Source organism: Elizabethkingia bruuniana, assembly GCF_002024805.1.
Lineage (GTDB): Bacteria > Bacteroidota > Bacteroidia > Flavobacteriales > Weeksellaceae > Elizabethkingia > Elizabethkingia bruuniana.
Genome location: NZ_CP014337.1, coordinates 1,474,324 through 1,496,212, shown reverse-complemented (window position 1 = coordinate 1,496,212; position 21,889 = coordinate 1,474,324). Strand labels below are relative to the sequence as shown.

General features: G+C 36.1%; 22 protein-coding genes. 13 read left to right on the top strand and 9 right to left on the bottom strand.

The features are described 5' to 3' along the window. The first annotated feature begins 85 nt into the window (after positions 1 to 85). The 7 genes from AYC65_RS06980 (at position 86) to AYC65_RS06950 (ending at position 6,980) form a co-directional block, all read left to right on the top strand. Complete coding sequence (locus tag AYC65_RS06980) at positions 86 to 1,012, top strand: homoserine kinase (RefSeq protein WP_034867040.1); 927 nt, start codon at positions 86 to 88, stop codon at positions 1,010 to 1,012. Positions 1,013 to 1,030: 18 nt separating this feature from the next. Next, positions 1,031 to 2,320, top strand: coding sequence for a threonine synthase (thrC, locus tag AYC65_RS06975; protein ID WP_034867042.1), 1,290 nt, complete (start codon positions 1,031 to 1,033; stop codon positions 2,318 to 2,320). 265 nt (positions 2,321 to 2,585) lie between these two features. Then, positions 2,586 to 2,984, top strand: coding sequence for a hypothetical protein (locus tag AYC65_RS06970; protein ID WP_034867222.1), 399 nt, complete (start codon positions 2,586 to 2,588; stop codon positions 2,982 to 2,984). A gap of 20 nt (positions 2,985 to 3,004) precedes the next feature. Continuing rightward, positions 3,005 to 4,183, top strand: coding sequence for an acetyl-CoA C-acyltransferase (locus AYC65_RS06965; RefSeq protein ID WP_034867043.1), 1,179 nt, complete (start codon positions 3,005 to 3,007; stop codon positions 4,181 to 4,183). A gap of 24 nt (positions 4,184 to 4,207) precedes the next feature. Then, on the top strand, positions 4,208 to 5,665 hold the full coding sequence (locus AYC65_RS06960) for an MFS transporter (RefSeq protein ID WP_034867047.1): 1,458 nt from the start codon (positions 4,208 to 4,210) through the stop codon (positions 5,663 to 5,665). 268 nt (positions 5,666 to 5,933) lie between these two features. Beyond that, entirely contained in the window at positions 5,934 to 6,353 is a 420-nt protein-coding gene (locus AYC65_RS06955) for a nucleoside-diphosphate kinase (RefSeq protein ID WP_034867050.1), read from the top strand. Between the two features lie 162 nt (positions 6,354 to 6,515). Continuing rightward, positions 6,516 to 6,980 carry a PepSY-like domain-containing protein gene (locus AYC65_RS06950; RefSeq protein ID WP_034867052.1) on the top strand — a complete coding sequence of 155 codons (465 nt, stop codon included), beginning with the start codon at positions 6,516 to 6,518 and terminating at the stop codon, positions 6,978 to 6,980. A gap of 82 nt (positions 6,981 to 7,062) precedes the next feature. Here the strand turns inward: AYC65_RS06950 and rpe are convergent, their stop codons facing one another. Further along, complete coding sequence (gene rpe, locus AYC65_RS06945; protein ID WP_034867054.1) at positions 7,063 to 7,713, bottom strand: ribulose-phosphate 3-epimerase; 651 nt, start codon at positions 7,711 to 7,713, stop codon at positions 7,063 to 7,065. Positions 7,714 to 7,818: 105 nt separating this feature from the next. Beyond that, positions 7,819 to 8,685, bottom strand: a complete 867-nt coding sequence (locus AYC65_RS06940) for a sigma-70 family RNA polymerase sigma factor (protein WP_009088483.1) — start codon at positions 8,683 to 8,685, stop codon at positions 7,819 to 7,821. Between the two features lie 163 nt (positions 8,686 to 8,848). Between AYC65_RS06940 and AYC65_RS06935 the strand changes: the two genes are divergently transcribed. From AYC65_RS06935 to AYC65_RS06915, 5 genes are all read left to right on the top strand, one after another. Beyond that, positions 8,849 to 9,778, top strand: coding sequence for a DUF6845 domain-containing protein (locus AYC65_RS06935; RefSeq protein WP_034867057.1), 930 nt, complete (start codon positions 8,849 to 8,851; stop codon positions 9,776 to 9,778). A 107-nt stretch (positions 9,779 to 9,885) separates the two neighbouring features. Next, positions 9,886 to 12,711 (top strand): excinuclease ABC subunit UvrA, encoded by a 2,826-nt coding sequence (gene uvrA, locus AYC65_RS06930; protein WP_034867059.1) that lies wholly within the window; start codon positions 9,886 to 9,888, stop codon positions 12,709 to 12,711. Positions 12,712 to 12,719: 8 nt separating this feature from the next. Further along, positions 12,720 to 13,214, top strand: coding sequence for a GNAT family N-acetyltransferase (locus tag AYC65_RS06925; RefSeq protein ID WP_034867060.1), 495 nt, complete (start codon positions 12,720 to 12,722; stop codon positions 13,212 to 13,214). 95 nt (positions 13,215 to 13,309) lie between these two features. Continuing rightward, positions 13,310 to 13,636, top strand: coding sequence for a LytR/AlgR family response regulator transcription factor (locus tag AYC65_RS06920; protein ID WP_034867061.1), 327 nt, complete (start codon positions 13,310 to 13,312; stop codon positions 13,634 to 13,636). 101 nt (positions 13,637 to 13,737) lie between these two features. Continuing rightward, positions 13,738 to 14,214: a hypothetical protein gene (locus AYC65_RS06915; protein ID WP_034867063.1), complete on the top strand. Its 477-nt coding sequence runs from the start codon at positions 13,738 to 13,740 to the stop codon at positions 14,212 to 14,214. A 29-nt stretch (positions 14,215 to 14,243) separates the two neighbouring features. On the opposite strand, the gene AYC65_RS06910 is transcribed toward AYC65_RS06915, so the two are convergent. The 6 genes from AYC65_RS06910 to AYC65_RS06885 all read right to left on the bottom strand — a co-directional run bounded on the left by AYC65_RS06910 (position 14,244) and on the right by AYC65_RS06885 (position 20,435). Then, positions 14,244 to 14,705 carry a methylglyoxal synthase gene (locus tag AYC65_RS06910; RefSeq protein ID WP_034867066.1) on the bottom strand — a complete coding sequence of 154 codons (462 nt, stop codon included), beginning with the start codon at positions 14,703 to 14,705 and terminating at the stop codon, positions 14,244 to 14,246. A gap of 153 nt (positions 14,706 to 14,858) precedes the next feature. Continuing rightward, the gene (locus AYC65_RS06905; RefSeq protein ID WP_034867068.1) at positions 14,859 to 15,107 is read right to left on the bottom strand and encodes a DUF6952 family protein; all 249 of its coding nucleotides are present in this window, start codon (positions 15,105 to 15,107) and stop codon (positions 14,859 to 14,861) included. A gap of 2 nt (positions 15,108 to 15,109) precedes the next feature. After that, on the bottom strand, positions 15,110 to 15,421 hold the full coding sequence (locus AYC65_RS06900; RefSeq protein ID WP_034867070.1) for a thioredoxin family protein: 312 nt from the start codon (positions 15,419 to 15,421) through the stop codon (positions 15,110 to 15,112). Between the two features lie 95 nt (positions 15,422 to 15,516). Further along, the gene (locus AYC65_RS06895; RefSeq protein WP_034867072.1) at positions 15,517 to 16,152 is read right to left on the bottom strand and encodes a peroxiredoxin; all 636 of its coding nucleotides are present in this window, start codon (positions 16,150 to 16,152) and stop codon (positions 15,517 to 15,519) included. Positions 16,153 to 16,298: 146 nt separating this feature from the next. After that, positions 16,299 to 19,241, bottom strand: a complete 2,943-nt coding sequence (locus tag AYC65_RS06890; RefSeq protein ID WP_034867074.1) for a M16 family metallopeptidase — start codon at positions 19,239 to 19,241, stop codon at positions 16,299 to 16,301. A 3-nt stretch (positions 19,242 to 19,244) separates the two neighbouring features. Continuing rightward, positions 19,245 to 20,435 (bottom strand): pyridoxal phosphate-dependent aminotransferase, encoded by a 1,191-nt coding sequence (locus AYC65_RS06885; RefSeq protein ID WP_034867076.1) that lies wholly within the window; start codon positions 20,433 to 20,435, stop codon positions 19,245 to 19,247. Positions 20,436 to 20,524: 89 nt separating this feature from the next. On the opposite strand from AYC65_RS06885, the gene rsmG reads away from it, so the two are divergent. Next, a complete protein-coding gene (gene rsmG, locus AYC65_RS06880) occupies positions 20,525 to 21,154 on the top strand; it encodes a 16S rRNA (guanine(527)-N(7))-methyltransferase RsmG (protein WP_034867087.1) in 630 nt (209 codons plus the stop codon). A gap of 44 nt (positions 21,155 to 21,198) precedes the next feature. Here rsmG and AYC65_RS06875 read toward each other — a convergent pair whose 3' ends face one another. Then, on the bottom strand, positions 21,199 to 21,693 hold the full coding sequence (locus AYC65_RS06875) for a DoxX family protein (protein WP_034867090.1): 495 nt from the start codon (positions 21,691 to 21,693) through the stop codon (positions 21,199 to 21,201). Positions 21,694 to 21,889: the final 196 nt, after the last annotated feature.

Sequence of the window (21,889 nt, the reverse complement as noted above, 5' to 3'; positions counted from 1 at the left end):
TAGAAAACCTATATGATACTCTTGTCAACTCTAAAAAAAACAAAATCTTTATCCCTATGTGGTTTAAATAAAACAGACTATTCAAATGAAAAAAATAAAATGTTATGCCCCAGCAACAGTAGCCAATGTAGTATGTGGCTACGATGTATTAGGCTTTGCTATAGATAATCCGGGAGATGAAGTTGTTGTATCATTCAATAACAATAATAAAACGGTAATTACAAAAATAGAGGGTGACCAGGGAAAGTTACCGCTTGATGCTGAAAAAAATGTGGTTGGGCACGTGGTGAATCTATTTTTAGAAAAGATAAACTCCAATCAGGGTATTGATATAGAACTCTACAAAAAGATGCCTCTGAACAGTGGTCTTGGTTCCAGCGCTGCCAGTAGTGTAGGAGCATTAGTAGCCGTGAACGAACTATTTGACAATCCTTTATCCCGACACGAGCTTCTGCCGTTGGCTATGGAAGGAGAGCGGCTTGCTTCAGGAAATGCTCATGCAGACAATGTTGCTCCTTCTTTATTAGGAGGTTTGGTTCTTATTCGCAGTTATGATCCTCTGGATGTTGTAAAACTTCCTGTCGAAATGGATCTGCATGTTGTGTCTGTACATCCGCATGTAGATGTACCAACAGGAGAAGCCAGAAAAATTATTCGTCAGCAGGTTCCTTTGAAGAAAGCTGTGGAACAGTGGGGGAATGTAGCAGGTCTTGTGGCAGGTTTTTGCACAAATGATACTGATCTCATCGGCCGCAGCATGAAAGATGTAATTATAGAGCCGATTCGTTCTATGCTGATTCCCTATTTTGCTGAAATGAAGCAAACAGCACTTAATCATAAAGCCATTGGATTTGGAATTTCAGGTTCAGGGCCTTCCGTATTTGCTTTATGCAAAAATAAAGATGAAGCCGAAAAAATTGCTATTGAACTTCACAAACTTCTTTCGGCTCAGAATATCAGCTGTGAATCTCTGGTTACTAAAATCAATAATGAAGGAGCAGTAATACTATAACCACCAAACTAAATAACAATGAAATATTATTCCACAAGAGGAAAACACAGTGTCAATATACAAGAAGCCGTACTCAATGGCTTAGCAGATGATGGCGGGCTCTATATGCCTGCATATATCCCGCAATTACCTGCATCTTTTTTTGAAAACATCGAGAATAAATCATTACCGGAAATTGGTTTTGAAGTAGCAAAGCTATTTTTAGAAGATTCTGTTCCTGATAAGGTTTTAAAGGAAATGATCGATGAGGTTCTCAACTTTGATATTCCGGTAGTGCCGGTTCATAATAACATTTACAGTTTAGAGCTTTTCCATGGTCCTACACTGGCATTTAAAGATGTGGGGGCAAGGTTTATGGGGCGACTTATGTCCTATTATGCAGATGGAAACGCTATGAAGGTAATTGCAGCAACCTCCGGAGATACAGGTAGTGCTGTTGCAGCAGGTTTTTATAATGTACCAGGAATTAATGTCTATATTCTGTATCCTAAAGGTAAAGTGAGTCCCTTACAGGAAAAGCAGCTTACAACATGGGGAGGCAATATAAAAGCATTGGAAATTGAAGGAACTTTCGACGATTGCCAGGCACTTGCTAAACAACTTTTAGCTGACGAAGGGTTACAGAAACACCAGGTAACTTCTGCCAATAGTATTAATATTGCAAGGCTTATTCCACAAAGCTTTTATTATTTCTGGGCTTATGCACAACTAAAAAAAGAGCATAAAAAGATTGTCTTTAGTATACCAAGCGGAAACTTCGGGAATCTTACAGCAGGATTACTCGCTTATAAAATGGGATTGCCAGTGAATCGCTTTATAGCTTCTACCAATATCAACAATGTTGTGCCTCAGTATCTGGAGAGTGGTACATACGAAGCCAGACCATCTCTTTCTACTGTTAGCAATGCTATGGATGTAGGGAATCCGAGCAATTTTGAAAGAATGAATGATTTGTTTCAGGAAGATGTTGCTAAATTCAGAGAGATTATATCAGGCTATTACTTTACCGATGAAGAGACAAAAGCTACCGTTCAGAAAGTATATAAAGAATCCGGTTATCTTTTAGATCCACACGGCGCTGTTGCTTATATGGGATTAGTACAATACCAAAAAGAACAACAGGAAGATTTTAATGGCGTTTTACTCGAAACTGCTCATCCTGCAAAATTTATAGAAACTGTGGAAGAAAGCATTTTGGAAAAGATTGAAGTTCCGGAAAAACTCTCAGCTTTTGGAAAGAAAGAGAAAGTAGCAACACTTTTCCCTGTGGATTTTCAGCAGGTAAAAGCATTTATCAAACAACATTAGAATAAAGAGATTACTACTTCCAAAGACACAAAGTCAAAATATTTGATTTTTCTATAGATAACTATTCAGTAGCGTGATGATTAATATTTGGTGTTTTTGTGTAAACTCTGATTCATTCAAAATAAAATTTAAGTTTAATTTATCTACCACGGAAAGCATTGTGCAATAGCGCAATGCTTTCTTTATACCACACCATTTAATGCAGGCGGAAACACTATACCTTACAAATAAGTATTTTTTGTATTTTAGTGGGATAAATTTAGCTATGAAGAATGTGCCTTTAGTAGGTTGTTTATTAGTATTTGCAGGTAGTTTTCTTCCCTTGGTTCATATCCCTCTCGTAGGCAACTGGGGTTACTGGAAGTTGGATCACACCATGGCCATTATGGTATGGTCTGTATCATCTGTTGCACTTGCAAGTATAATATTCGATAAGGTAAAAATTACCCGCATTCTGGCAATAATTTTATTATTTCTTTTCGCTATCACATTATTTGCTATAAAAGCCAAATCACTGAATTTTTTCAGCTTTATTCCTTTTAAAGGACTCCAAAACACCATGGCAGGAATTGTAAAATTGTCATGGGGATGGCTTTTTGAATTCTCAGGAGCCTTACTCATGCTTTTAGCGAAAAACAACAAGACAGAAAATCAAAATTTATAAACCCTAAAAATAAAATAGTAATGAAAGAAGTATTCATCGTATCTGCAGTAAGAACTCCTATGGGAAGTTTTATGGGGAGCCTTTCAGGTGTTCCTGCTACTCAGTTAGGAGCAGTAGCCATAAAAGGTGCTTTAGATAAAATAAATTTAAATCCTGCAGAAATTCAGGATGTATACATGGGAAATGTATTACAGGCAGGAGAGGGACAGGCTCCTGCAAAACAGGCTGCATTAGGAGCAGGTCTTCCGAATACAACTCCAACTACAGCAGTAAACAAAGTTTGTGCTTCTGGTATGAAAGCGGTTATGATGGCTGCGCAGGCTGTAAAAGCTGGAGATGTTGAGGCTATCGTGGCAGGAGGTATGGAGAATATGTCTCAGGTTCCTCATTATATCGACGGAAGAAATGGTGTAAAACTGGGAGATATCAAATTACAGGATGGCCTTCTGAAAGATGGCCTTACTGATGTATACAGCAAACAACACATGGGTAACTGTGCCGAATTGTGTGCTAAAGAATACAATATTACCCGTGAAGAACAGGATGCTTTTGCTATTCAGTCTTACGAGCGTTCTGCAAAAGCATGGTCAGAAGGGAAGTTCAAAGAAGAAGTTGTTCCGGTTAGTATTCCTCAAAGAAAAGGAGAACCTGTAATCTTCGCTGAAGATGAAGAATATAAAAATGTAAAATTTGACAGAATTCCTACATTACCAACTGTATTCCAAAAAGAAAACGGCACCGTTACAGCAGCTAATGCTTCTACGTTAAATGATGGTGCTTCAGCTTTAGTATTAATGTCCAAAGAAAAAATGGAAAGCTTAGGCCTAAAGCCATTGGCAAAAATAGTTTCTTATGCTGATGCTGCGCAAGCTCCTGAATGGTTTACAACAGCGCCGGCAAAAGCTTTACCAATCGCATTAGCTAAAGCAGACTTAACAATTAATGATATCGATTTCTTCGAATTCAATGAGGCATTTTCTGTTGTAGGTCTGGCTAATAATAAAATCTTAGGTCTGGATGCTGCTAAAGTAAACGTAAATGGTGGAGCAGTAGCACTAGGACACCCGCTGGGAAGTTCAGGTTCCAGAATTATTGTAACCCTTATCAATGTCCTTAAACAAAACAATGCTAAGTATGGAGCTGCTGCTATTTGCAACGGTGGAGGCGGAGCATCTGCTATTGTTATAGAGAACATCTAAAATTATCAAATTATAAACTATTCCATGATAACAGAGAATACCAAAAACAACAAAAAGGTAATGAAGGCCTGGGCCTTCTATGATTGGGCAAATTCAGTATATTCATTAGTTATAACATCAACTATTTTTCCCATTTATTATGCTATTCTTACAACAGCATATGAGAAAAATGAATATGTTGCAGCAAGTCATAAATGGATAAAAGTTCCGGTAAGGAATACCATTAAACTTTTCGGCAATGAATACCACCCGGATGCTGTTTACGGCTATTCTCTTACCATATCATTTCTGATCGTGGTATTGTTATCGCCTATTTTATCAGCTTTAGCCGATACTATAGGGAATAAAAAATCTTTCCTGCAGTTCTTCTGCTATCTGGGTGCTACTTCCTGTATGGGCTTAGCTTTGTTTACCAGTATGCACACTGTTTTTCTTGGATTATTATTCAGTATTACAGCCAGTGTAGGTTTCTGGGGAAGTTTGGTGTTTTATAATTCGTTCTTACCGGATATTGCAACGCCTGATCAGCAGGATGCACTTTCCGCTAAAGGATATATCTATGGCTATATAGGTTCAGTAATCCTTGTTGTCATCTGTTTATTACTAATCATGGTAGTAGCACAGACACCAAAGCAAGCGATGATTCTTACCCGTATCAGTTTCCTTCTAACCGGAGCATGGTGGTTTGGCTTCTCTCAATACACTTTTAAGCATCTTCCGAAATTTGGAAAACTGACAGACAAACTGCCAAAAGATATAGTATTATTGAATATTAAAAACTTCTTTAAAACCCATAAGGATAACGGGGGTTATGCTCATGTTGTAAAGGAAAATATTCTTTTCTATAAGGAAATTACAAAAGAAAGCTTCAGAGAATTGTTCAGAGCAGGGAATAAACTGTTCACAACACCCAATCTGAAATACTTCCTTATAAGTTTCTTCTTTTATAGTGTAGGGATGCAGACAATCTTCTTAATGGCAACACTATTTGGTAAAAGTGAAATTAACCTTTCTCAGGAGAAATTAATCCTTACCCTTATTGTTATCCAAATTGAAGCAATTATAGGAGCTATATTTTTCTCATGGCTGTCCAGAAAAATAGGAAACAAGAATGTAATCAGTATTGCTGTTATATTATGGATGGTGGCATGTTTATCTGCTTATTACCTGAACAAAGAAAATCCCAATGTGGAATATCAGTTCTATGGTGTTGCCGGAATTGTAGGGCTTGTAATGGGAGGTCTGCAGGCAATGTCCCGTTCTACATTCAGTAAGCTATTGCCACAGGATAGTATGGAGAATACAACTTACTTCAGTTTTTATGATGTACTGGAAAAAGTAGCAATCATTTTAGGTACTTTTATATTTGCTACGCTTATAGAAAAGTACAATAATATGAGATTTGCAGCTCTTTCTATGACAATCTTCTTTGGAATTGGGTTAATATTTATCCGTTTTCTGAAGCTAAAAACAAAGAAATAAGAAAAATATAAAGATAAAACAATAAGAGAGAGCCTTTAAAAGGCTCTTTTTTAATGCCTTATAAAAACAAAAAACCCTGGCCGAAGCCAGGGTAAAAACTAATAACCATGAAAACTCAAATTAAACATGAGAATCGAGTACAAATTAACAAAATTTGTGCCAATAAAAAAATAATTTTCAAAAAATTTATTATTCTTTCCCTAATAGAATTTTATTGGCTAAAAAATAAATGATTTTTGTATTTTTGCCCTGTAAAATTTAATACACAATGTCAGGACAAATTACCTTTACGATGATCAAGCCAGATGCAGTAGCGGACGGTCACATCGGAGCAATTTTAGGAAAAATTACAGAAGCAGGATTTAAGATCAAAGCAATGAAGTTAACTCAACTTACTATTGCTGATGCTAAAAAATTCTATGAAGTACACGCAGAAAGACCTTTTTACGGAGAATTAGTAGACTTCATGTCTTCTGGACCTATCGTTGCTGCTGTTCTTGAAAAAGAAAACGCTGTAGAAGACTTCAGAAAACTTATCGGTGCTACAAACCCAGCTGAAGCTGCTGAAGGAACAATCAGAAAAATGTTTGCAAGATCAGTTGGTGAAAATGCAGTACACGGATCAGATTCTGATGAGAATGCTTTAATTGAAGCTTCTTTCCACTTTGCTGGAAGAGAAATTTTCTAATTAATTTCTTTCAGAAAAAATAAAATAACGATCTCATTATGAGGTCGTTTTTTTTATTTCTTTAATTTTTTGCTATTTATTTTAGTTCTTTTTCAATACTCTGCACAATAAAAGGCATTAAATAATGTTATATCTGTATAAAAAAGCATTAAAATTAGAATTATGAAAAAAGTATTTTTGACCCTTTTAAGCGTTTTTACACTAAGTACAGCATTTATTTCCTGCAATGATGGTGGAGATATTGCAATTGAGACTCAGGAAGTAAAATCAACTGATTTACCTGCAAAGGCTCAGGCGCTTATCAGAACATCGTATGCAGATGTTCAGGTTAAAGAAGTAAGAAGAGCTGATTTGGGGGATAACAAGTTTTTCTATGCCGTTGAATTAGCTGATGGCAGCAAACTAGACTTCGATACAAACGGAGATTGGGTAACAATTGATAGTAAGGTAAAAGCAGTTCCTGCAGCTGCGGTACCTGCAAATATTTCTTCTTATGTAAAAACAAACTATCCTTCCAAGGAGATTTTGTACATTAACAAAAATGTAAAAGGTTACTTTGTTAAACTTACAACCAACATCAAGTTAAGCTTCGATGCTAACGGAAACTTTGTAAGCAACGACTGGTAGTATTTAAATTAATATAAAAAACCGGAAGAAATGTTCTCTCCCGGTTTTTTTATGCCATAAAGACATATTATGCTGTCAGAAATTACTTCTTCAGTTCTTCAATCATAGCTGCAGGATTCTCCGCAGAGAATACAGCATTACCGGCAACCAATACATCAGCTCCGGCTTCAAAAAGCTTAGCTGCATTATGCTGGTTTACGCCGCCATCAATTTCAATTAAAGCATTAGAATTGTATTTCTCAATCAATGCTTTTGTCTGATGGATCTTTTTGTAAGTATTTTCTATAAACTTTTGTCCTCCGAAACCAGGATTTACACTCATTAAAAGTACTAAGTCTACATCCACAATAATATCTTCTAAAACAGACACCGGAGTAGCAGGGTTTAGTACAACACCAGCTTTTGCTCCTAAATCTTTAATCTGGTGAATTACTCTGTGCAGGTGAGTGCACGCCTCATAATGAACAGTAACCAAATTTGCACCTTCTTTTACAAACTCTTCTACATACTTTTCAGGCTCTACGATCATTAAATGCACATCGATAAACTTCTTAGCATGTTTTTTAATAGCCTTCATTACAGGAAAACCAAAAGAAATGTTAGGTACAAAACGTCCGTCCATTACATCCACATGAAACCAGTCTGCCTCGCTGTTGTTAATCATTTCAATATCTCTCTGCAGATTTCCGAAGTCTGCCGAAAGTACCGACGGAGCAATTAGTTTGTTTTTCATTTTTACTTTTTACTTATTTATATTCTTAGATAAAAAAGAGGACAAAGCTTATTAAAAACTTTGTCCCATATTAAATTTACAATCTTGTCATTGTTTCAGTCAGAATTACTTTCCTAAATAAGATTTAAGAATTTTACTTCTGCTGTTATGCTTTAATCTCTTAATAGCTTTTTCTTTAATCTGACGTACACGTTCTCTGGTCAGATCAAATGTTTCTCCGATCTCTTCAAGAGTCATAGGGTGTTTCCCGTTTAACCCGAAGTACAATCTTACTAAATCAGCTTCTCTTGGTGTTAAAGTATTCAATGCTCTTTCTATTTCAATCTGTAGAGATTCAAGCATCAAATCTTTATCCGGAGAAGGAGATTCACCTGAGCGAAGAACGTCATAAAGGTTAGAATCTTCACCTTCAACTAATGGAGCATCCATAGAAAGGTGACGACCTGAGTTCTTCATGGATTCTTTAATATCCTCTTCACTCATATCCAGTACTTCTGCTAATTCTTCTGGTGAAGGCGGTCTTTCATTTTCTTGCTCTAAGTGAGCGTAGGCCTTATTAATTTTATTAATAGAACCAATCTTGTTTAAAGGAAGACGAACAATTCTTGACTGTTCTGCCAATGCCTGAAGAATAGACTGACGAATCCACCATACTGCATAAGAAATAAACTTAAACCCTCTGGTCTCGTCATAACGTTTCGCAGCTTTCATTAAACCAAGATTCCCTTCGTTAATCAAATCGGGAAGAGAAAGTCCCTGATTCTGGTATTGCTTAGATACAGAAACCACGAAACGAAGGTTAGCTTTAATTAGTTTTTCTAAAGCTACTCTGTCTCCTGCGCGAATTTTCTGTGCTAAATCTACCTCTTCATCAGCTGTAATCAATTCTACTTTTCCGATTTCCTGAAGGTACTTGTCCAACGATGCAGTTTCCCTATTGGTAACCTGCTTGGTAATTTTAAGTTGTCTCATAGTATAAATACTCACCCACGAATTATGGGCTACAATTATATATACGTATGGAATAACAAAAAGGTTACAACTTTTTTATTTTATTTTCATTTTTCTTTATTTCTGTAAATTTTCTTTTGACGAAGTTTTTTTGTAGATTGGCTCTCACAAAACAAATTCCATTATGAAAAAGACCATAACCATAGCTGTTTTAGCTGCATTACCTTTGTTTATGACAAGTTGTAAAAAAGACGCTACGGGCTCTAAAAATAGTACGGTTGAAGTAAAAGAGGATGATGCCAATGCTGTGATAGACTTTAATAATAAGTTTCTTAAGCAATACAAAAGCCGTACAAGTAACATAGAAAGTATTATAAAATATGCTAATGATGCTGTTAAAAAATCCGGTGGTGGAGATGTATTAATCATGTCTATGGTATCTCCATCATTCGAAAGTGCAATGGATAAGATAGATGCTGTTCCGGCAGGCTTTGGTAAAGTGAAAGGTGATATCGAAAAAGATTTTAAAATTTTCAGTGACACCAGTACAGCCATCAAAGCTAAATATGAAGAATTAAAGTCTTATATGTCTGCTGAAGATTATAAAGACGACAAAGGCGCTAAAGCAAAAAAGCTTCAGACAGAGATAGAAGCAGGTGCAAAAGATTTTGTTGATGCTGCTGAAAGAATTCTGGTTAAAATAAAACCTGCTGCAGATGCTGCCGAGGAAATCACATTAAAAGATCATCCACTGAAAAAATATATTCTGTCTTCCAAATCAATGCTTAACAGTATCGACAATTCTTATGAAGCCTTTAATAAGCAGTTTACAGATGGGAAGTATAACGAGGCTGAAAGTCAGAAAGCATATGATGAAGTAAACAAATTATGGGAAGCTAATAAGGCTCTAAAATTTGAAACCAGTGATGCACAAAGCAAATATAAAGGTACAAGCTATGATAACCTGAATAAGAATGTCGGAAATTATATGGACAATCTGAGAAAGCTAATGAGAGATGCTAAAGGTTCCGGAAAAATATCCGATAGCGATATGAGAACACTGGACAATTACTATGACTCTATTATCTCCAGTTACAATACATTTGTTAATTAATAACATATCTATAGTTAAAATAAAAATCCCGGACTTGCCGGGATTTTTATTTTTAAAAGCATATCTATCCCTGAAATTTCACAAATCATCATTATCTTTGTAACCTTATGGAAAACACAGATTTCATTGAAGTGTATGGTGCCCGCGAGCACAACCTGAAAGACATTAACGTAAAAATTCCACGTAATGAATTAGTCGTTATTACAGGGCTTTCTGGTAGCGGAAAATCATCACTGGCTTTTGATACAATATTTGCAGAAGGTCAAAGAAGATATATCGAAACTTTTTCGGCTTATGCCCGACAGTTTTTAGGTGGATTGGAAAGACCTGATGTTGACAAAATAGAAGGCTTATCTCCGGTTATTGCTATCGAGCAGAAAACAACTTCTAAAAACCCACGTTCTACAGTAGGTACAGTTACCGAACTGTATGATTATCTCCGCTTGCTTTTCGCAAGAGTTTCGGATGCTTATTCGGCAGATTCAGGAGATAAAATGATTGGTTACTCAGAAGAACAAATTCTGGAAGCTATCCGTGAAAGCTACAGCGGTCAAAAAATACTATTACTATCTCCGGTTGTAAGATCCAGAAAAGGACATTACCGTGAGCTTTTTGCTCAATATTCCAAAAAAGGGTATTTACAGGCCAGAGTAGATGGTGAATTAATCGATATAGAACCTGATCTGAAACTGGACAGATACAAAACTCACGATATAGAAATTGTAGTAGACCGCCTGATTATAGGAGAGGCTGCTTCTGAAGCAAGAATTCAGAAATCTTTGTCTACAGCATTGCACTTGGGAGAAGGGATTGTAATGATACAAAAGTTTGGAGAAGATAATTTCAGGTACTTTAGTAAAAACCTGATGGATGCAGTAACAGGAGATTCTATACCTTTACCGGAGCCCAATACTTTTTCTTTTAACTCTCCTAAAGGTAGCTGCCCAACTTGTAAAGGACTGGGAAACATTAAAAAGATTAATACAGACTTTTTTGTAGAAAACCCTAAGCTTTCTATTAATCAAGGTGCTTTATTGCCGCTTGAAGATATTAAGAACAATAAATGGCTGCTTACTCAGATCAAATCAATTTTAGAGCTTTATGATCTGGATTTGTCCACGCCTTTTAATAAAATTCCTGAGGAAGCACTTGGGCTTATATACAATGGCTGTCACCAGGATATTGTAAAAGATCTGAAGCATGCCGGAATCAGTAAGAAGATTAAAATAAACTTCGAAGGGCTTATTCCTTTCCTGGAACAGGTTGTAGAAGATAAAGAAAACTATGAAGCTACATTAATAGAAAGGCATTTTACTACCGATGAAGTCTGCCCGGACTGCCATGGAGCAAGATTACAGCCTTCCAGCTTACAGTTTAAAATCGACGGTAAAAATATTTCAGAGGTTAGTGCTCTTTCTCTTTCTGAACTTAAGGAATGGCTGGAAGAAATTAAAGATAAATTCTCTGAAAAGAATAAAATCATTGCTCACGAAATTCTGAAAGAAATTCAGAGCCGTTTAGGTTTCCTTCTGGATGTAGGATTAGATTATTTAAGTCTTAGCCGTGCAACCCGTACGCTTTCCGGAGGAGAATCCCAGCGTATCCGTCTGGCAACTCAGATCGGATCTCAGCTAGTAAACGTCCTTTATATTCTGGATGAGCCATCTATCGGTCTCCACCAGCGTGATAACGAAAGACTTATCAACTCCCTAAAGAATCTTAGAGATATTGGTAACTCCGTTATTGTGGTAGAACACGATAAAGATATGATTCTGGAAGCAGATCACGTACTGGATATTGGCCCTAAAGCAGGAAAGTTCGGTGGAGAAATCCTATGGCAGGGAAAACCAGATGACTTGATAAAAGCAGATACCATAACAGCTGACTATATTACCGGTAAGAGAAAAATAGAAATTCCTGTAGAAAGAAGAAAAGGAAACGGTAAATCAATCGTCTTAAAAGGGGCAAAAGGGAACAATCTTAAAAATGTAAATCTTGAAGTGCCATTAGGACAATTGGTTGTGGTAACCGGGATCTCCGGAAGCGGAAAATCCTCTCTGATTAATGGAACGCTGTATCCGATTCTTAACAGACATTTCTACAGAAGTGTACAGGAGCCTTTACCATATAAGAGTATTGAGGGAATAGATAATATCGACAAAATTGTAGATGTAGATCAGTCCCCAATCGGAAGAACACCGCGTTCCAATCCTGCAACTTATACAGGAGTATTTACAGATATACGAAACTTGTTTGCGGAACTTCCTGAAGCCAAAATACGTGGCTACAAACCGGGAAGATTCTCTTTTAACGTGAAAGGAGGAAGGTGCGAGACCTGTCAGGGTGCCGGACTAAAGCTTATTGAAATGCATTTCCTTCCGGATGTTTATGTACACTGCGAAACCTGTAACGGGAAGCGCTTCAACAGAGAAACATTGGAGGTTCGTTATAAAGGAAAATCTATTTCCGATGTGCTGGATATGACCATTAATGAGGCTGTGGAATTCTTCCAGCCAATACCAAAGATTTTTGCAAAGGTTAAAACTTTGCAGGATGTTGGTTTAGGCTACATTACCTTAGGTCAGCAATCTACAACACTTTCGGGTGGAGAGGCTCAGCGTATAAAGCTAGCTACGGAACTGGCTAAAAAACAAACCGGAAATACACTTTATATATTAGACGAACCTACTACCGGACTTCATTTTGAGGATGTAAAGGTCCTGCTAGATGCAATAGAGCAGTTGGTAGATATGGGGAACTCTTTCATCATTATAGAGCACAATATGGATGTAATAAAAATGGCAGATCATATTATAGATATAGGACCGGAAGGGGGTAAACATGGCGGTAAGATTGTTGCAGAAGGAACTCCTGAACAGATTATTAAGAACAAAAACAGCCTTACAGCTAAATTTTTGAAAAAAGAATTGTAATTTGGATTATGGATAATTTTGAAATCAGAAACATGCAGGAAACCGACGGTCAGTTGGTACTGGATATTTTCAAAGAAGGAATTGACGGAAATAATGCGACATTTGAAGAAAATGTTCCGACCTGGGAAGCCTGGAAAATTAATCACTACGAGAACTGCAGACTTGTAATAACTGATGAAAACAGCACTGTTATAGGGTGGGCAGCTTTATCTCCTGTAAGTAAAAGACCTTGTTTCAGTGGTGTTGCAGAAGTAAGTATTTATCTTGCTAATGATGTAAAAGGGCAGGGACTTGGTACACTGCTTCTTCGCAGACTTGTTAATGAAAGCGAGGAGAATGGTTTTTGGACTTTGCAATCCGGTATTTTCCCCGAGAACAAAGCAAGCCTGAATACTCATCAGAAATGTGGTTTCAAAGTTGTCGGTACCCGTGAGAAAATAGGCAAGATGCCTGATGGAACCTGGAGAGATATTATATTGGTTGAAAAAAGAAAAGAAGATTAATACTATCTAGCTTCTGATTCATCCTAAACTATATACAGGCACAGACTTTGCGTTTGTGCCTTATTTATAAACATCATTGGAATAGAATTTATAATATGTCTGAAAAGCAATATACCTTTATTAAGTCCGGAAAAAGGTTAATCAAATTAAATTTTGACGAAATATCTATCATTAAGGGACTTGGCAATTATGTGGAAATTATTACAACAGGCAATAAAAAACTGGTGTATTATAAATCATTAAAAGATCTTATAGAAAAGCTTCCGGAAGAATTTATGAGGGTTCATAACTCGTTTATCATCAATCTCAGAAATGTAGATTATTTCGAGGACAATCATTTGATTATAAATGATCAGAAAATTTCTGTTGCAAAAAGCTACAAAGATTGTCTGCTGAATAGTATAGAGAAATTACTCCTCTAAATAACAAAACCCTGCAGCTGAATAAAAAAATACAGTAGGTAAATAATAACTTTTCATAGCATCCGAAGGCATACTAGTTTTGTTGAAAAATAAAACAAATTATGTCCTCACAATCAAGTTTAGAAAACAATTCTTTTATAGCAGATGTCCTGTCTATTGACTCAATAATTAAAGCCTCATACGAAGTTGTATCCGGTGAAAAGGGAGCCGAAAGGCAATGGAGAAGAGACAAATTTCTGCATCATCCTAAAGCGGTTTATTCTTTCACAAACCGATCTGATGAAAAACAGGAACAAGTCGTTATGTCAATCGGAGAATTTCAGAATGAAACAGACGAAATGGTCCTAGAAACTGCTTTCTATGAAAAGGAGATCAACCGAGAGGTAAGACTTTTCGGAAATATCGCCCACGTATGGAGCACATACGAAACCCAGTTAGAAAAAGATGGTCCTGTCGTAAGAAGGGGAATCAATAGCGTACAACTTTTCTTTGAAAATAACCGTTGGTATATTATATCCTGGATTTTTGATAAAGAACTGGACAACAACAGAATTCCTAAAACTTTTGACAGGAACTGATATGATACCTTGTTTATTTGAAGTACTGCTTATGCTTCTGGAATATTTCTTCTCAGATAACCTTCATAATCTGGTATTTCTGCCTGATATTCAGTTTCCATAAAAGGAGAGGAGAGTATAAAATCTGCGGTAGCACTATCACATGCCATTGGTGTATTCCATACCACACAAAGTCTTATAAAGGCTTTTACATCACTGTCGTGTGGTTGTGCTTCCATAGGATCCCAAAAGAAGATTACAATATCTATCTGACGCTGTGCAATCATAGATCCAAGCTGTTGGTCTCCTCCCAGCGGACCGCTCATTACTCTTTTAACCTCTACACCCAAATGTTCCTCAATAAGTTTCCCCGTTGTTCCGGTAGCTATAAGATTATGTTTGGTCAACTTATCAGCATGTTTCTGCACCCATCTTAGCAGATCATCCTTTTTATGATCATGTGCTACGAGGGCAATAGTTTTTCTTTCAGGCAGAGTTCTTATACTTTTCATGTTTTATTTTCTATGTGGTTACTTTTAAGTTTCTGGTCTTAATATAATTATAGCACTAGCCAATAGTTATATTGTGATTAGTTTTTCTTACAAAGTTAATTTTTAGACACAAAAAAAGCAACCGTTCAGGCTGCTTTTATATAGATATTGGGTTTATCTGTCGATACTTCCCATTACTTTCTGGGCAAAGCCATTTAAGGCATCTTTTTCTGAGGCTCCGGCCTTTACCTGAGCGTGCACTTCCTGTGCCCCGCAAATATTGGTAATAAGCTCTCCGGCAACATCCATATCTTCATCGGAAACACCTCTGAATTCAGTGAATTTTTCCAGAACTTCCAGAGTAGCATCTAATTGCTCTTCTGTACAGTTTTGGTATAGCTGTCTGATAATTGGTAATTTCATGTCTAAGCTTTAATTTCGTTGAACAATTCGTTTAAAACTTCAGCTTTATTCGTCTGAACCTGATTTTTTAACTGACCTCCTTCAAAAGCAGCAAAAGTAGGTAAGTTGTCTACATTCGCTAATTTTCTGGATTCAGGAAGTTTTTCTGCATCTACATAGTAGAATGGAACATCTTCATTTTCAGAAGCCAGTTTTTTAAATTTAGGCTTCATAATTCTGCAATTACCACACCATGACGCACCATATTGTACCATCACTTTAGCATTGCTGTTTATAATTTCTTGTAATTTATCTTCTGTTAATTCTAAAAACATCGTTGTATTTTTTGTTAAAATTTGGGTATAAAAAATGTGATAATCAGCAAAAGCTAACTTAACCAATTATCACATTATATTTTATTTTTTACGGATTAGTGCTTGCTAAGGTATTCAGCTACACCTTTTCTGTCTGCATTCATTGCATCTTTACCTTCTTCCCAGTTTGCAGGACAAACTTCTCCGTGCTTTTGTACGTGTGTATAAGCATCGATTAGTCTCATGTACTCCTGTACATTTCTTCCTAATGGCATATCGTTTACACTTTCATGGAAAATTTTCCCTGTTTCATCGATTAAGTAAGTTGCTCTGTAAGTAACATTACCTCCTGAGTAAACTTCTTCACCTGTTTCATCATCATAATCTACATCCTGATCTAAAATACCTAAGATAGAAGAAAGATGTCTGTGTGTATCTGCTAATATTGGATAAGTTACCCCTTCAATACCACCGTTATCTTTTGCAGTGTTTAACCATGCAAAGTGAACTTCGTTAGTATCACAAGATGCACCGATTACGATAGTGTTTCTTTTTGCAAATTCTTCAGTAGCATCCTGGAATGCGTGAAGTTCCGTAGGACATACAAAAGTGAAATCTTTTGGATACCAGAATAATAATACTTTAGTCTGCTTATTTACAGCTTCTTCAAGAATATTAATTCTTAAGTTATCACCCATATCGGAGATTGCGTCTACTGTTACATTTGGGAATTTCTTTCCTACTAATGCCATAATTCTTCTGTTTTTTTATTAATTAATAATTATTGATTATCTAATTTTGCGACACAAAGATATAATATAAATTCTATTGATAAAATATTTTTCAATAAATAAAATCTATCAAAATAATTTTAAGAAATCTCTTATATCTTTACTTATTAATAACCAAATATTTCAGCCAGTGTAAGCTTTTTAAACTCACCAAGCTTCTTCATATCTTCTTCTTTTACTTTATTTTCACTAGCTACTATACAGTAAGTATAATTCTTACCACTAAGCTCCTTGGAATGGAAGTTTTTAATATCATTAAAACTCATCGTCTGTGTTTGCTCATATATATTCTTACGAATATCAAAATTGTTCCCTAATTTCTGAGCTTTAATATAATTGAAAATAATTCCGTCCTGAGAAACTCTTTCCGATGCCAATGTTTTCTTTAATCCGTCTTTAGCCGTAACAAATAGTTTTTCAGATTGCGGCAGAGTAGTAAGCAATTCGTTCATAGCGGCTGTTGCCTCATTGAATTTATCTGCCTGCGTTCCTACGTAAGCTGAGATAACATCTCTGTCACCTTTTTTACCGGGAGTAGAATAGTATGATGAAGTAGAATAAGCCAAAGCTTTAGATTCTCTTATCGTCTGGAATACAATTGATCCCATTCCGCCACCAAAATAATTATTGAATAAGCTAATTGTCGGAACTTCTTTAGCATTATAGAAATCAGAATTTCTGGACCATGCTACCTCAGACTGAACCATATCATAATCAGCAAAAAGCACTTTATTCTTATCCGAAGTAGTTTGGGTAAATGTTTTGCTCTGAGTAAAGTTTTTGAATGCAGATGGAGACATATGAAGAGGTTTCAGTGTTGCAACAAGCTCTGCTCCGGCTTTTGGTCCGTAATAAAGAACCTCATGTTTGTAGTTGAACAAATCATGTAATATTGCAACAAGATCCTCAGCTTTCAATGCATCTAATTCAGCATCTGTAAGTACATTATTAAATGGATTCTGAGCACCATACTGAGCATAGCTTCTTAATCCGGCCATAATAGCACCTTTATTCTGCTTAGCATTTTGTCTTCCTTTTTTCAGCCTTGCTTTGAATGCTTGTAAAGCTTCTTCATCCGGCTGGCAGTTTTTAAGAAGATCTTCAAAAAGACTTATAGTCTGCGCAAAATTTGAATTAAGACCATCTAATGTAATATAGGTTTCTTCATTACCTGCACTTACATTAAAGCTTGCTGCCAACTTATAGAAATCTTTACTTATATCTTCCGAAGATTTATTTTTAGTCCCCAGGAATTCCAAATAACTTGCTGCTAAAGGCAATAGTTTATTATTCCATTTTCCTACACCAAAATAATAGTGCAGACGGAACAGATCATTATCTGTATTTTTTACAGAAAGAATATTTAATTCGCCCAGTTTAGATTTCTGAATATCCTTATTATAATCCAGCCATACTGGTTTTATAGGCGATTCTGGCATATTATTAACCTTTACCAGGAAAGGGGATTGTGCATCGCGATTAACTTCTACCGGAGTGATAGGTGGTTTTTCAACTTTTACTACATTTTTGTCTGCACCTTTTCTCTTGTAAACAGCCACATAATTATTATCATTAAAATATTTATTGGCAAAGTTTACAATATCCTGTTTGGTAAGAGCAGAAATCTCACCGATATAATCCAATGTAGATTTATGATCCACACCGGATGTAAATTCATTCATCAGATTACCTGCTCGGGAAGTGTAGCTCTCGTCACCCTGAATTGTATTTTTCTTTACGTTATTTACAATAGAAGGGATTAGATCATCCGGGAAATCTCCTTTTTTAAGTTTGTTAATTTCCTGTAGCAATAATTCTCTAACCTGATCCAAAGTCTGTCCTTCAACAGGATTCCCTTGTAAAAGCATTACTGAATAATCTTTCAAAGGATATGCAAATGCTGATGCTCCAAGAAGTTTTTGTTTTTTAATCAGATCCAGATCTATAAGTCCGGCCTGTCCATTCGTCAACATTTCACCTACTAAAGAAAGTAAACGAGCATCTTTAGTAGAAGCACCAGGGAAACGGAATCCTATCATAATATTCTCTGGATTAGGTCCCCATACTTCTTTTACCACAGGTGCAGAAATAGGATTCTCCTTTCCAGGATTATATTCAGGGATTTGTTTCGTCTGCATATAAGAGAACGCCTTATCTATTTTAGCTATAAGCTCGTCCGGATTAAAATCTCCCGACATAATAACCCCCATATTGTTAGGTACATAATAAGTGTTATAATATTCGCGGATTGCTTTTAAAGAAGGATTCTTCAAATGTTCGATAGTACCAATGGTAGTCTGCTTACCATAATTATTCTCCGGGAAAAGTCCTGCAAACATAGTTTCAAAAACTTTACGTCTGTCATCATCCAATCCACGATTTTTCTCCTCATAAACAGCTTCCAGTTCGGTATGGAAAATACGCAATACCGGAGCGCGGAAACGTTCGGACTGCAATGCTAAAAACTTATCCATAGCGTTAGCCGGGATATCCTCAGTATAAACAGTCTGCTCAAAAGAAGTAAATGCATTGGTTCCTTGTCCGCCCATAGCACCCATCATTTTGTCATACTCATTAGCGATTGCAAACTTTGCAGCTTCTCCAGACGCCTGGTCTATTTGTTTGTAAATAGCTTTACGCTTTTCTACATCAGTAGTTTTATTATACTCTTCGTATAATCCATCTATTTTATCCAAAAGCGGCTTTTCCTTAGACCAATCTTTTGTACCAAATTTATCCGTTCCTTTAAAAAGCATATGCTCCAGATAGTGGGCCAATCCGGTATGATCCGCAGGATCGGTTTTACTACCAGCTTTTGTAGCAATATATGCCTGAATACGGGGTTCTTTTTTAGTTGGACTTAAAATAACAGTTAACCCATTCTTCAGCGTATAATATCTTGCTGAAGTAGGATCGTTCGTTACATATTTATAAGTATATCCGGCTGAAGTAGCCTCTTTCCAGTCGTGTTGCTGGTTTTGCGCAAAGTACATATTGCTGAATGTTGCAGCAATAGTAGTTGCAATAGTAATTTTCTTAAAAAAATTCATATATTAATATTTGGATAGGGTTTCTTTCATCCTTTTAGCAGCTTCTATAAGGTCTGCTTCGGAAGATGCATATGAGAAACGTATACATTCCGGAGCACCAAACGAAACACCGCCTACACAGGCAACTTTAGATTCGTCTAATAAGAACATTGCAAAGTCGTCTGAATCTTTAATCTCTTTCCCGTTTAGTGTTTTTCCAATATAGTGGGAAATTTCAGGGAAGATATAGAAAGCACTCTTAGGCTTGTTTACTTTAAAACCAGGAATTTCTTTCATCAGATCGTATACAAGATCTCTTCTTTTCTGGAAAGAATTGATCATAGACTGATAATGTTCTTTTCCTGCGTCCAATGCTATAATAGAAGCTCTTTGAGCCATTGTATTGGCACCAGAAGTCATCTGCCCTTGTACTTTATCACAAGCTGAAGCCAGCCATGTTGGTGCAGCACAGTAACCGATTCTCCATCCTGTCATAGCGAAAGCTTTAGACATTCCGTTGATTACCGCTGTTTGCTCATATACCTGGGGAAACTCTGCAATACTTGTATGCTCTCCTTCATAGTTAAGATATTCATAGATCTCATCAGAGATAATGGTAATATGAGGATATTTAGCTACAACATTTGCGATTGCTTCCAATTCTTCACGGGTATAGTAACTACCGGAAGGATTACAAGGTGAACTATATAGAATTGCTTTTGTTTTTGGAGTAATTGCTGCTTCCAGCTGCTCTGCAGTCATTTTGAATTCAGTGTCTATAGAAGTTTCAATAAAAACACTTGTTCCACCGACTACTTTTACCATTTCATCGTAGCTTACCCAATAAGGAGTAGGCAGGATAACTTCATCTCCATCATTAATAATAGCAAAAAGTACATTAACAATAGATTGTTTTGCACCATTAGATACCACTATCTGATTTGCTTTATAATCCAGATTGTTGTCTCTTTTCAGCTTTCTGGAAATCGCCTCACGCAATTCCAAAAATCCCGGAACAGGAGAGTAGTGGCTGTAGTTTTCATTGATAGCATCGAATGCTGCTTGTTTTATATTATCCGGAATATCGAAGTCTGGTTCTCCCAAAGTTAAACCTATTACATTAACCCCTTGTGCACGCATTTCTCTTACTTTGTTAGACATTACAAATGTCTGAGAATAACTTAATCTGTTCAGTCGATCCGAATATTTTTCCATAGTTTTTAATTTTTATTGCTAACAAAGGTAACGGATTATCCGAAATTTTTCGTGGAATTATCATTATTTTTGTGCTCTAAAAACAAAGTATGTCAGCAGACCTAATCTTAAAGTATTTCCCCGATATAACTGAAAAACAGAAAGAACAGTTCGAAAAACTGGAAAACCTGTATGCAGAATGGAACCAAAAAATAAATGTAATTTCCAGAAAAGATATGGATGCTTTATACGAAAAGCATATTTTACACTCATTGGGAATTGCTAAAGTAATGCCTTTTGCAGAAAATACTAAAGTGCTGGATATTGGTACTGGCGGAGGCTTTCCGGGTATTCCGTTAGCTATTTTATTTCCGGATACTCATTTTACATTAGTGGATAGTATCGGAAAAAAAATTACTGTAGTAAATGCTGTTGCCGAGGGTCTTGAATTACAAAATGTAAAAACATACCATGCCAGAGCTGAACAGATTAATGAAAAGTTTCACTTTGTTGTCAGCCGTGCAGTTACCCAGATGCCTGTTTTCCTTACATGGCTGAAAGGTAAATTCGAAAAAGAGAATTTCAACCCTAAACACAATGGTGTTTTATATCTTAAAGGAGGAGAATTGGCCGAGGAATTAGCAGGAATTAAAGCAGAAGTCTTTAATCTGAAAAATTATTTCGAGGGGGAATTTTTCGATACTAAAAAAGTAGTGTATATTTCTAAAGGACACGTTTAATTATACAGAGACCTTAGATTTATTAAAATAGCAGCATATTCTTTTTACCATGAAGAATATGCTTTTTTCTTTTTCAGGAAATAATCCAGTCCGAAAACTTTGTATCCGTAAAATGAAAATATACCTAAAAGCATAATATATAAGACTTGCGGAAGAAAAAAGAAATAGGTCAGCCACGTAAAATTATCCATTGGACGGACACCTATCTTAGGATCAACCGGAATCAGTTCTGTTGGAATTGAATGAATATCTTTGGTGGTAAGTGCTACGATCATAATAATGATAAGTGAAAAAGAACTAAGTCTTGTCAGTAAGCCCAACAAGAGAAGTAATCCCCATAAGGCTTCATTAAATGCTACAAAATGTGCCATAAGCTGAGGATCCGAAAATCCAATTTTAATCATCGTATTCAGCATGTACCCCTGAAAAACGGGATGGAACAATTTATTGAGGCCTGTAATAAAAAAGAATAAGCCTATACTCATCCGGCATATCACGTAAAATACATTTCCTGCTTTATTTAAATTTTCTGGTTTCATTTCTATACATTTTAATCTGTTATCTCCTTCTTAAAAGACAAAAGAGCCGGATACCAATTATCACAAATAACCCGAGACCAGGCACCTAACAAATATAACTAAAAACAAGTACTAATTTTGTTTAATAATCGTTAAAAGCTATATAAAACTTTATACAGATGTAGAGTTTGGAATACTATTTGTCACAAACAGAAAC

Excerpts from the sequence above, each read along its gene's own strand:
- AYC65_RS06955 (WP_034867050.1), top strand. The coding sequence starts at position 5,934 with ATGTCAGGACAAATTACCTTTACGATGATCAAGCCAGATGCAGTAGCG.
- AYC65_RS06910 (WP_034867066.1), bottom strand. The coding sequence starts at position 14,705 with ATGAAAAGTATAAGAACTCTGCCTGAAAGAAAAACTATTGCCCTCGTA.
- AYC65_RS06915 (WP_034867063.1), top strand. The coding sequence starts at position 13,738 with ATGTCCTCACAATCAAGTTTAGAAAACAATTCTTTTATAGCAGATGTC.
- AYC65_RS06980 (WP_034867040.1), top strand. The coding sequence starts at position 86 with ATGAAAAAAATAAAATGTTATGCCCCAGCAACAGTAGCCAATGTAGTA.
- rpe (WP_034867054.1), bottom strand. The coding sequence starts at position 7,713 with ATGAAAAACAAACTAATTGCTCCGTCGGTACTTTCGGCAGACTTCGGA.
- AYC65_RS06960 (WP_034867047.1), top strand. The coding sequence starts at position 4,208 with ATGATAACAGAGAATACCAAAAACAACAAAAAGGTAATGAAGGCCTGG.
- AYC65_RS06950 (WP_034867052.1), top strand. The coding sequence starts at position 6,516 with ATGAAAAAAGTATTTTTGACCCTTTTAAGCGTTTTTACACTAAGTACA.
- uvrA (WP_034867059.1), top strand. The coding sequence starts at position 9,886 with ATGGAAAACACAGATTTCATTGAAGTGTATGGTGCCCGCGAGCACAAC.
- thrC (WP_034867042.1), top strand. The coding sequence starts at position 1,031 with ATGAAATATTATTCCACAAGAGGAAAACACAGTGTCAATATACAAGAA.
- AYC65_RS06935 (WP_034867057.1), top strand. The coding sequence starts at position 8,849 with ATGAAAAAGACCATAACCATAGCTGTTTTAGCTGCATTACCTTTGTTT.
- AYC65_RS06920 (WP_034867061.1), top strand. The coding sequence starts at position 13,310 with ATGTCTGAAAAGCAATATACCTTTATTAAGTCCGGAAAAAGGTTAATC.
- AYC65_RS06885 (WP_034867076.1), bottom strand. The coding sequence starts at position 20,435 with ATGGAAAAATATTCGGATCGACTGAACAGATTAAGTTATTCTCAGACA.
- AYC65_RS06900 (WP_034867070.1), bottom strand. The coding sequence starts at position 15,421 with ATGTTTTTAGAATTAACAGAAGATAAATTACAAGAAATTATAAACAGC.
- AYC65_RS06890 (WP_034867074.1), bottom strand. The coding sequence starts at position 19,241 with ATGAATTTTTTTAAGAAAATTACTATTGCAACTACTATTGCTGCAACA.
- AYC65_RS06965 (WP_034867043.1), top strand. The coding sequence starts at position 3,005 with ATGAAAGAAGTATTCATCGTATCTGCAGTAAGAACTCCTATGGGAAGT.
- AYC65_RS06940 (WP_009088483.1), bottom strand. The coding sequence starts at position 8,685 with ATGAGACAACTTAAAATTACCAAGCAGGTTACCAATAGGGAAACTGCA.
- AYC65_RS06905 (WP_034867068.1), bottom strand. The coding sequence starts at position 15,107 with ATGAAATTACCAATTATCAGACAGCTATACCAAAACTGTACAGAAGAG.
- rsmG (WP_034867087.1), top strand. The coding sequence starts at position 20,525 with ATGTCAGCAGACCTAATCTTAAAGTATTTCCCCGATATAACTGAAAAA.
- AYC65_RS06925 (WP_034867060.1), top strand. The coding sequence starts at position 12,720 with ATGGATAATTTTGAAATCAGAAACATGCAGGAAACCGACGGTCAGTTG.
- AYC65_RS06895 (WP_034867072.1), bottom strand. The coding sequence starts at position 16,152 with ATGGCATTAGTAGGAAAGAAATTCCCAAATGTAACAGTAGACGCAATC.
- AYC65_RS06875 (WP_034867090.1), bottom strand. The coding sequence starts at position 21,693 with ATGAAACCAGAAAATTTAAATAAAGCAGGAAATGTATTTTACGTGATA.
- AYC65_RS06970 (WP_034867222.1), top strand. The coding sequence starts at position 2,586 with ATGAAGAATGTGCCTTTAGTAGGTTGTTTATTAGTATTTGCAGGTAGT.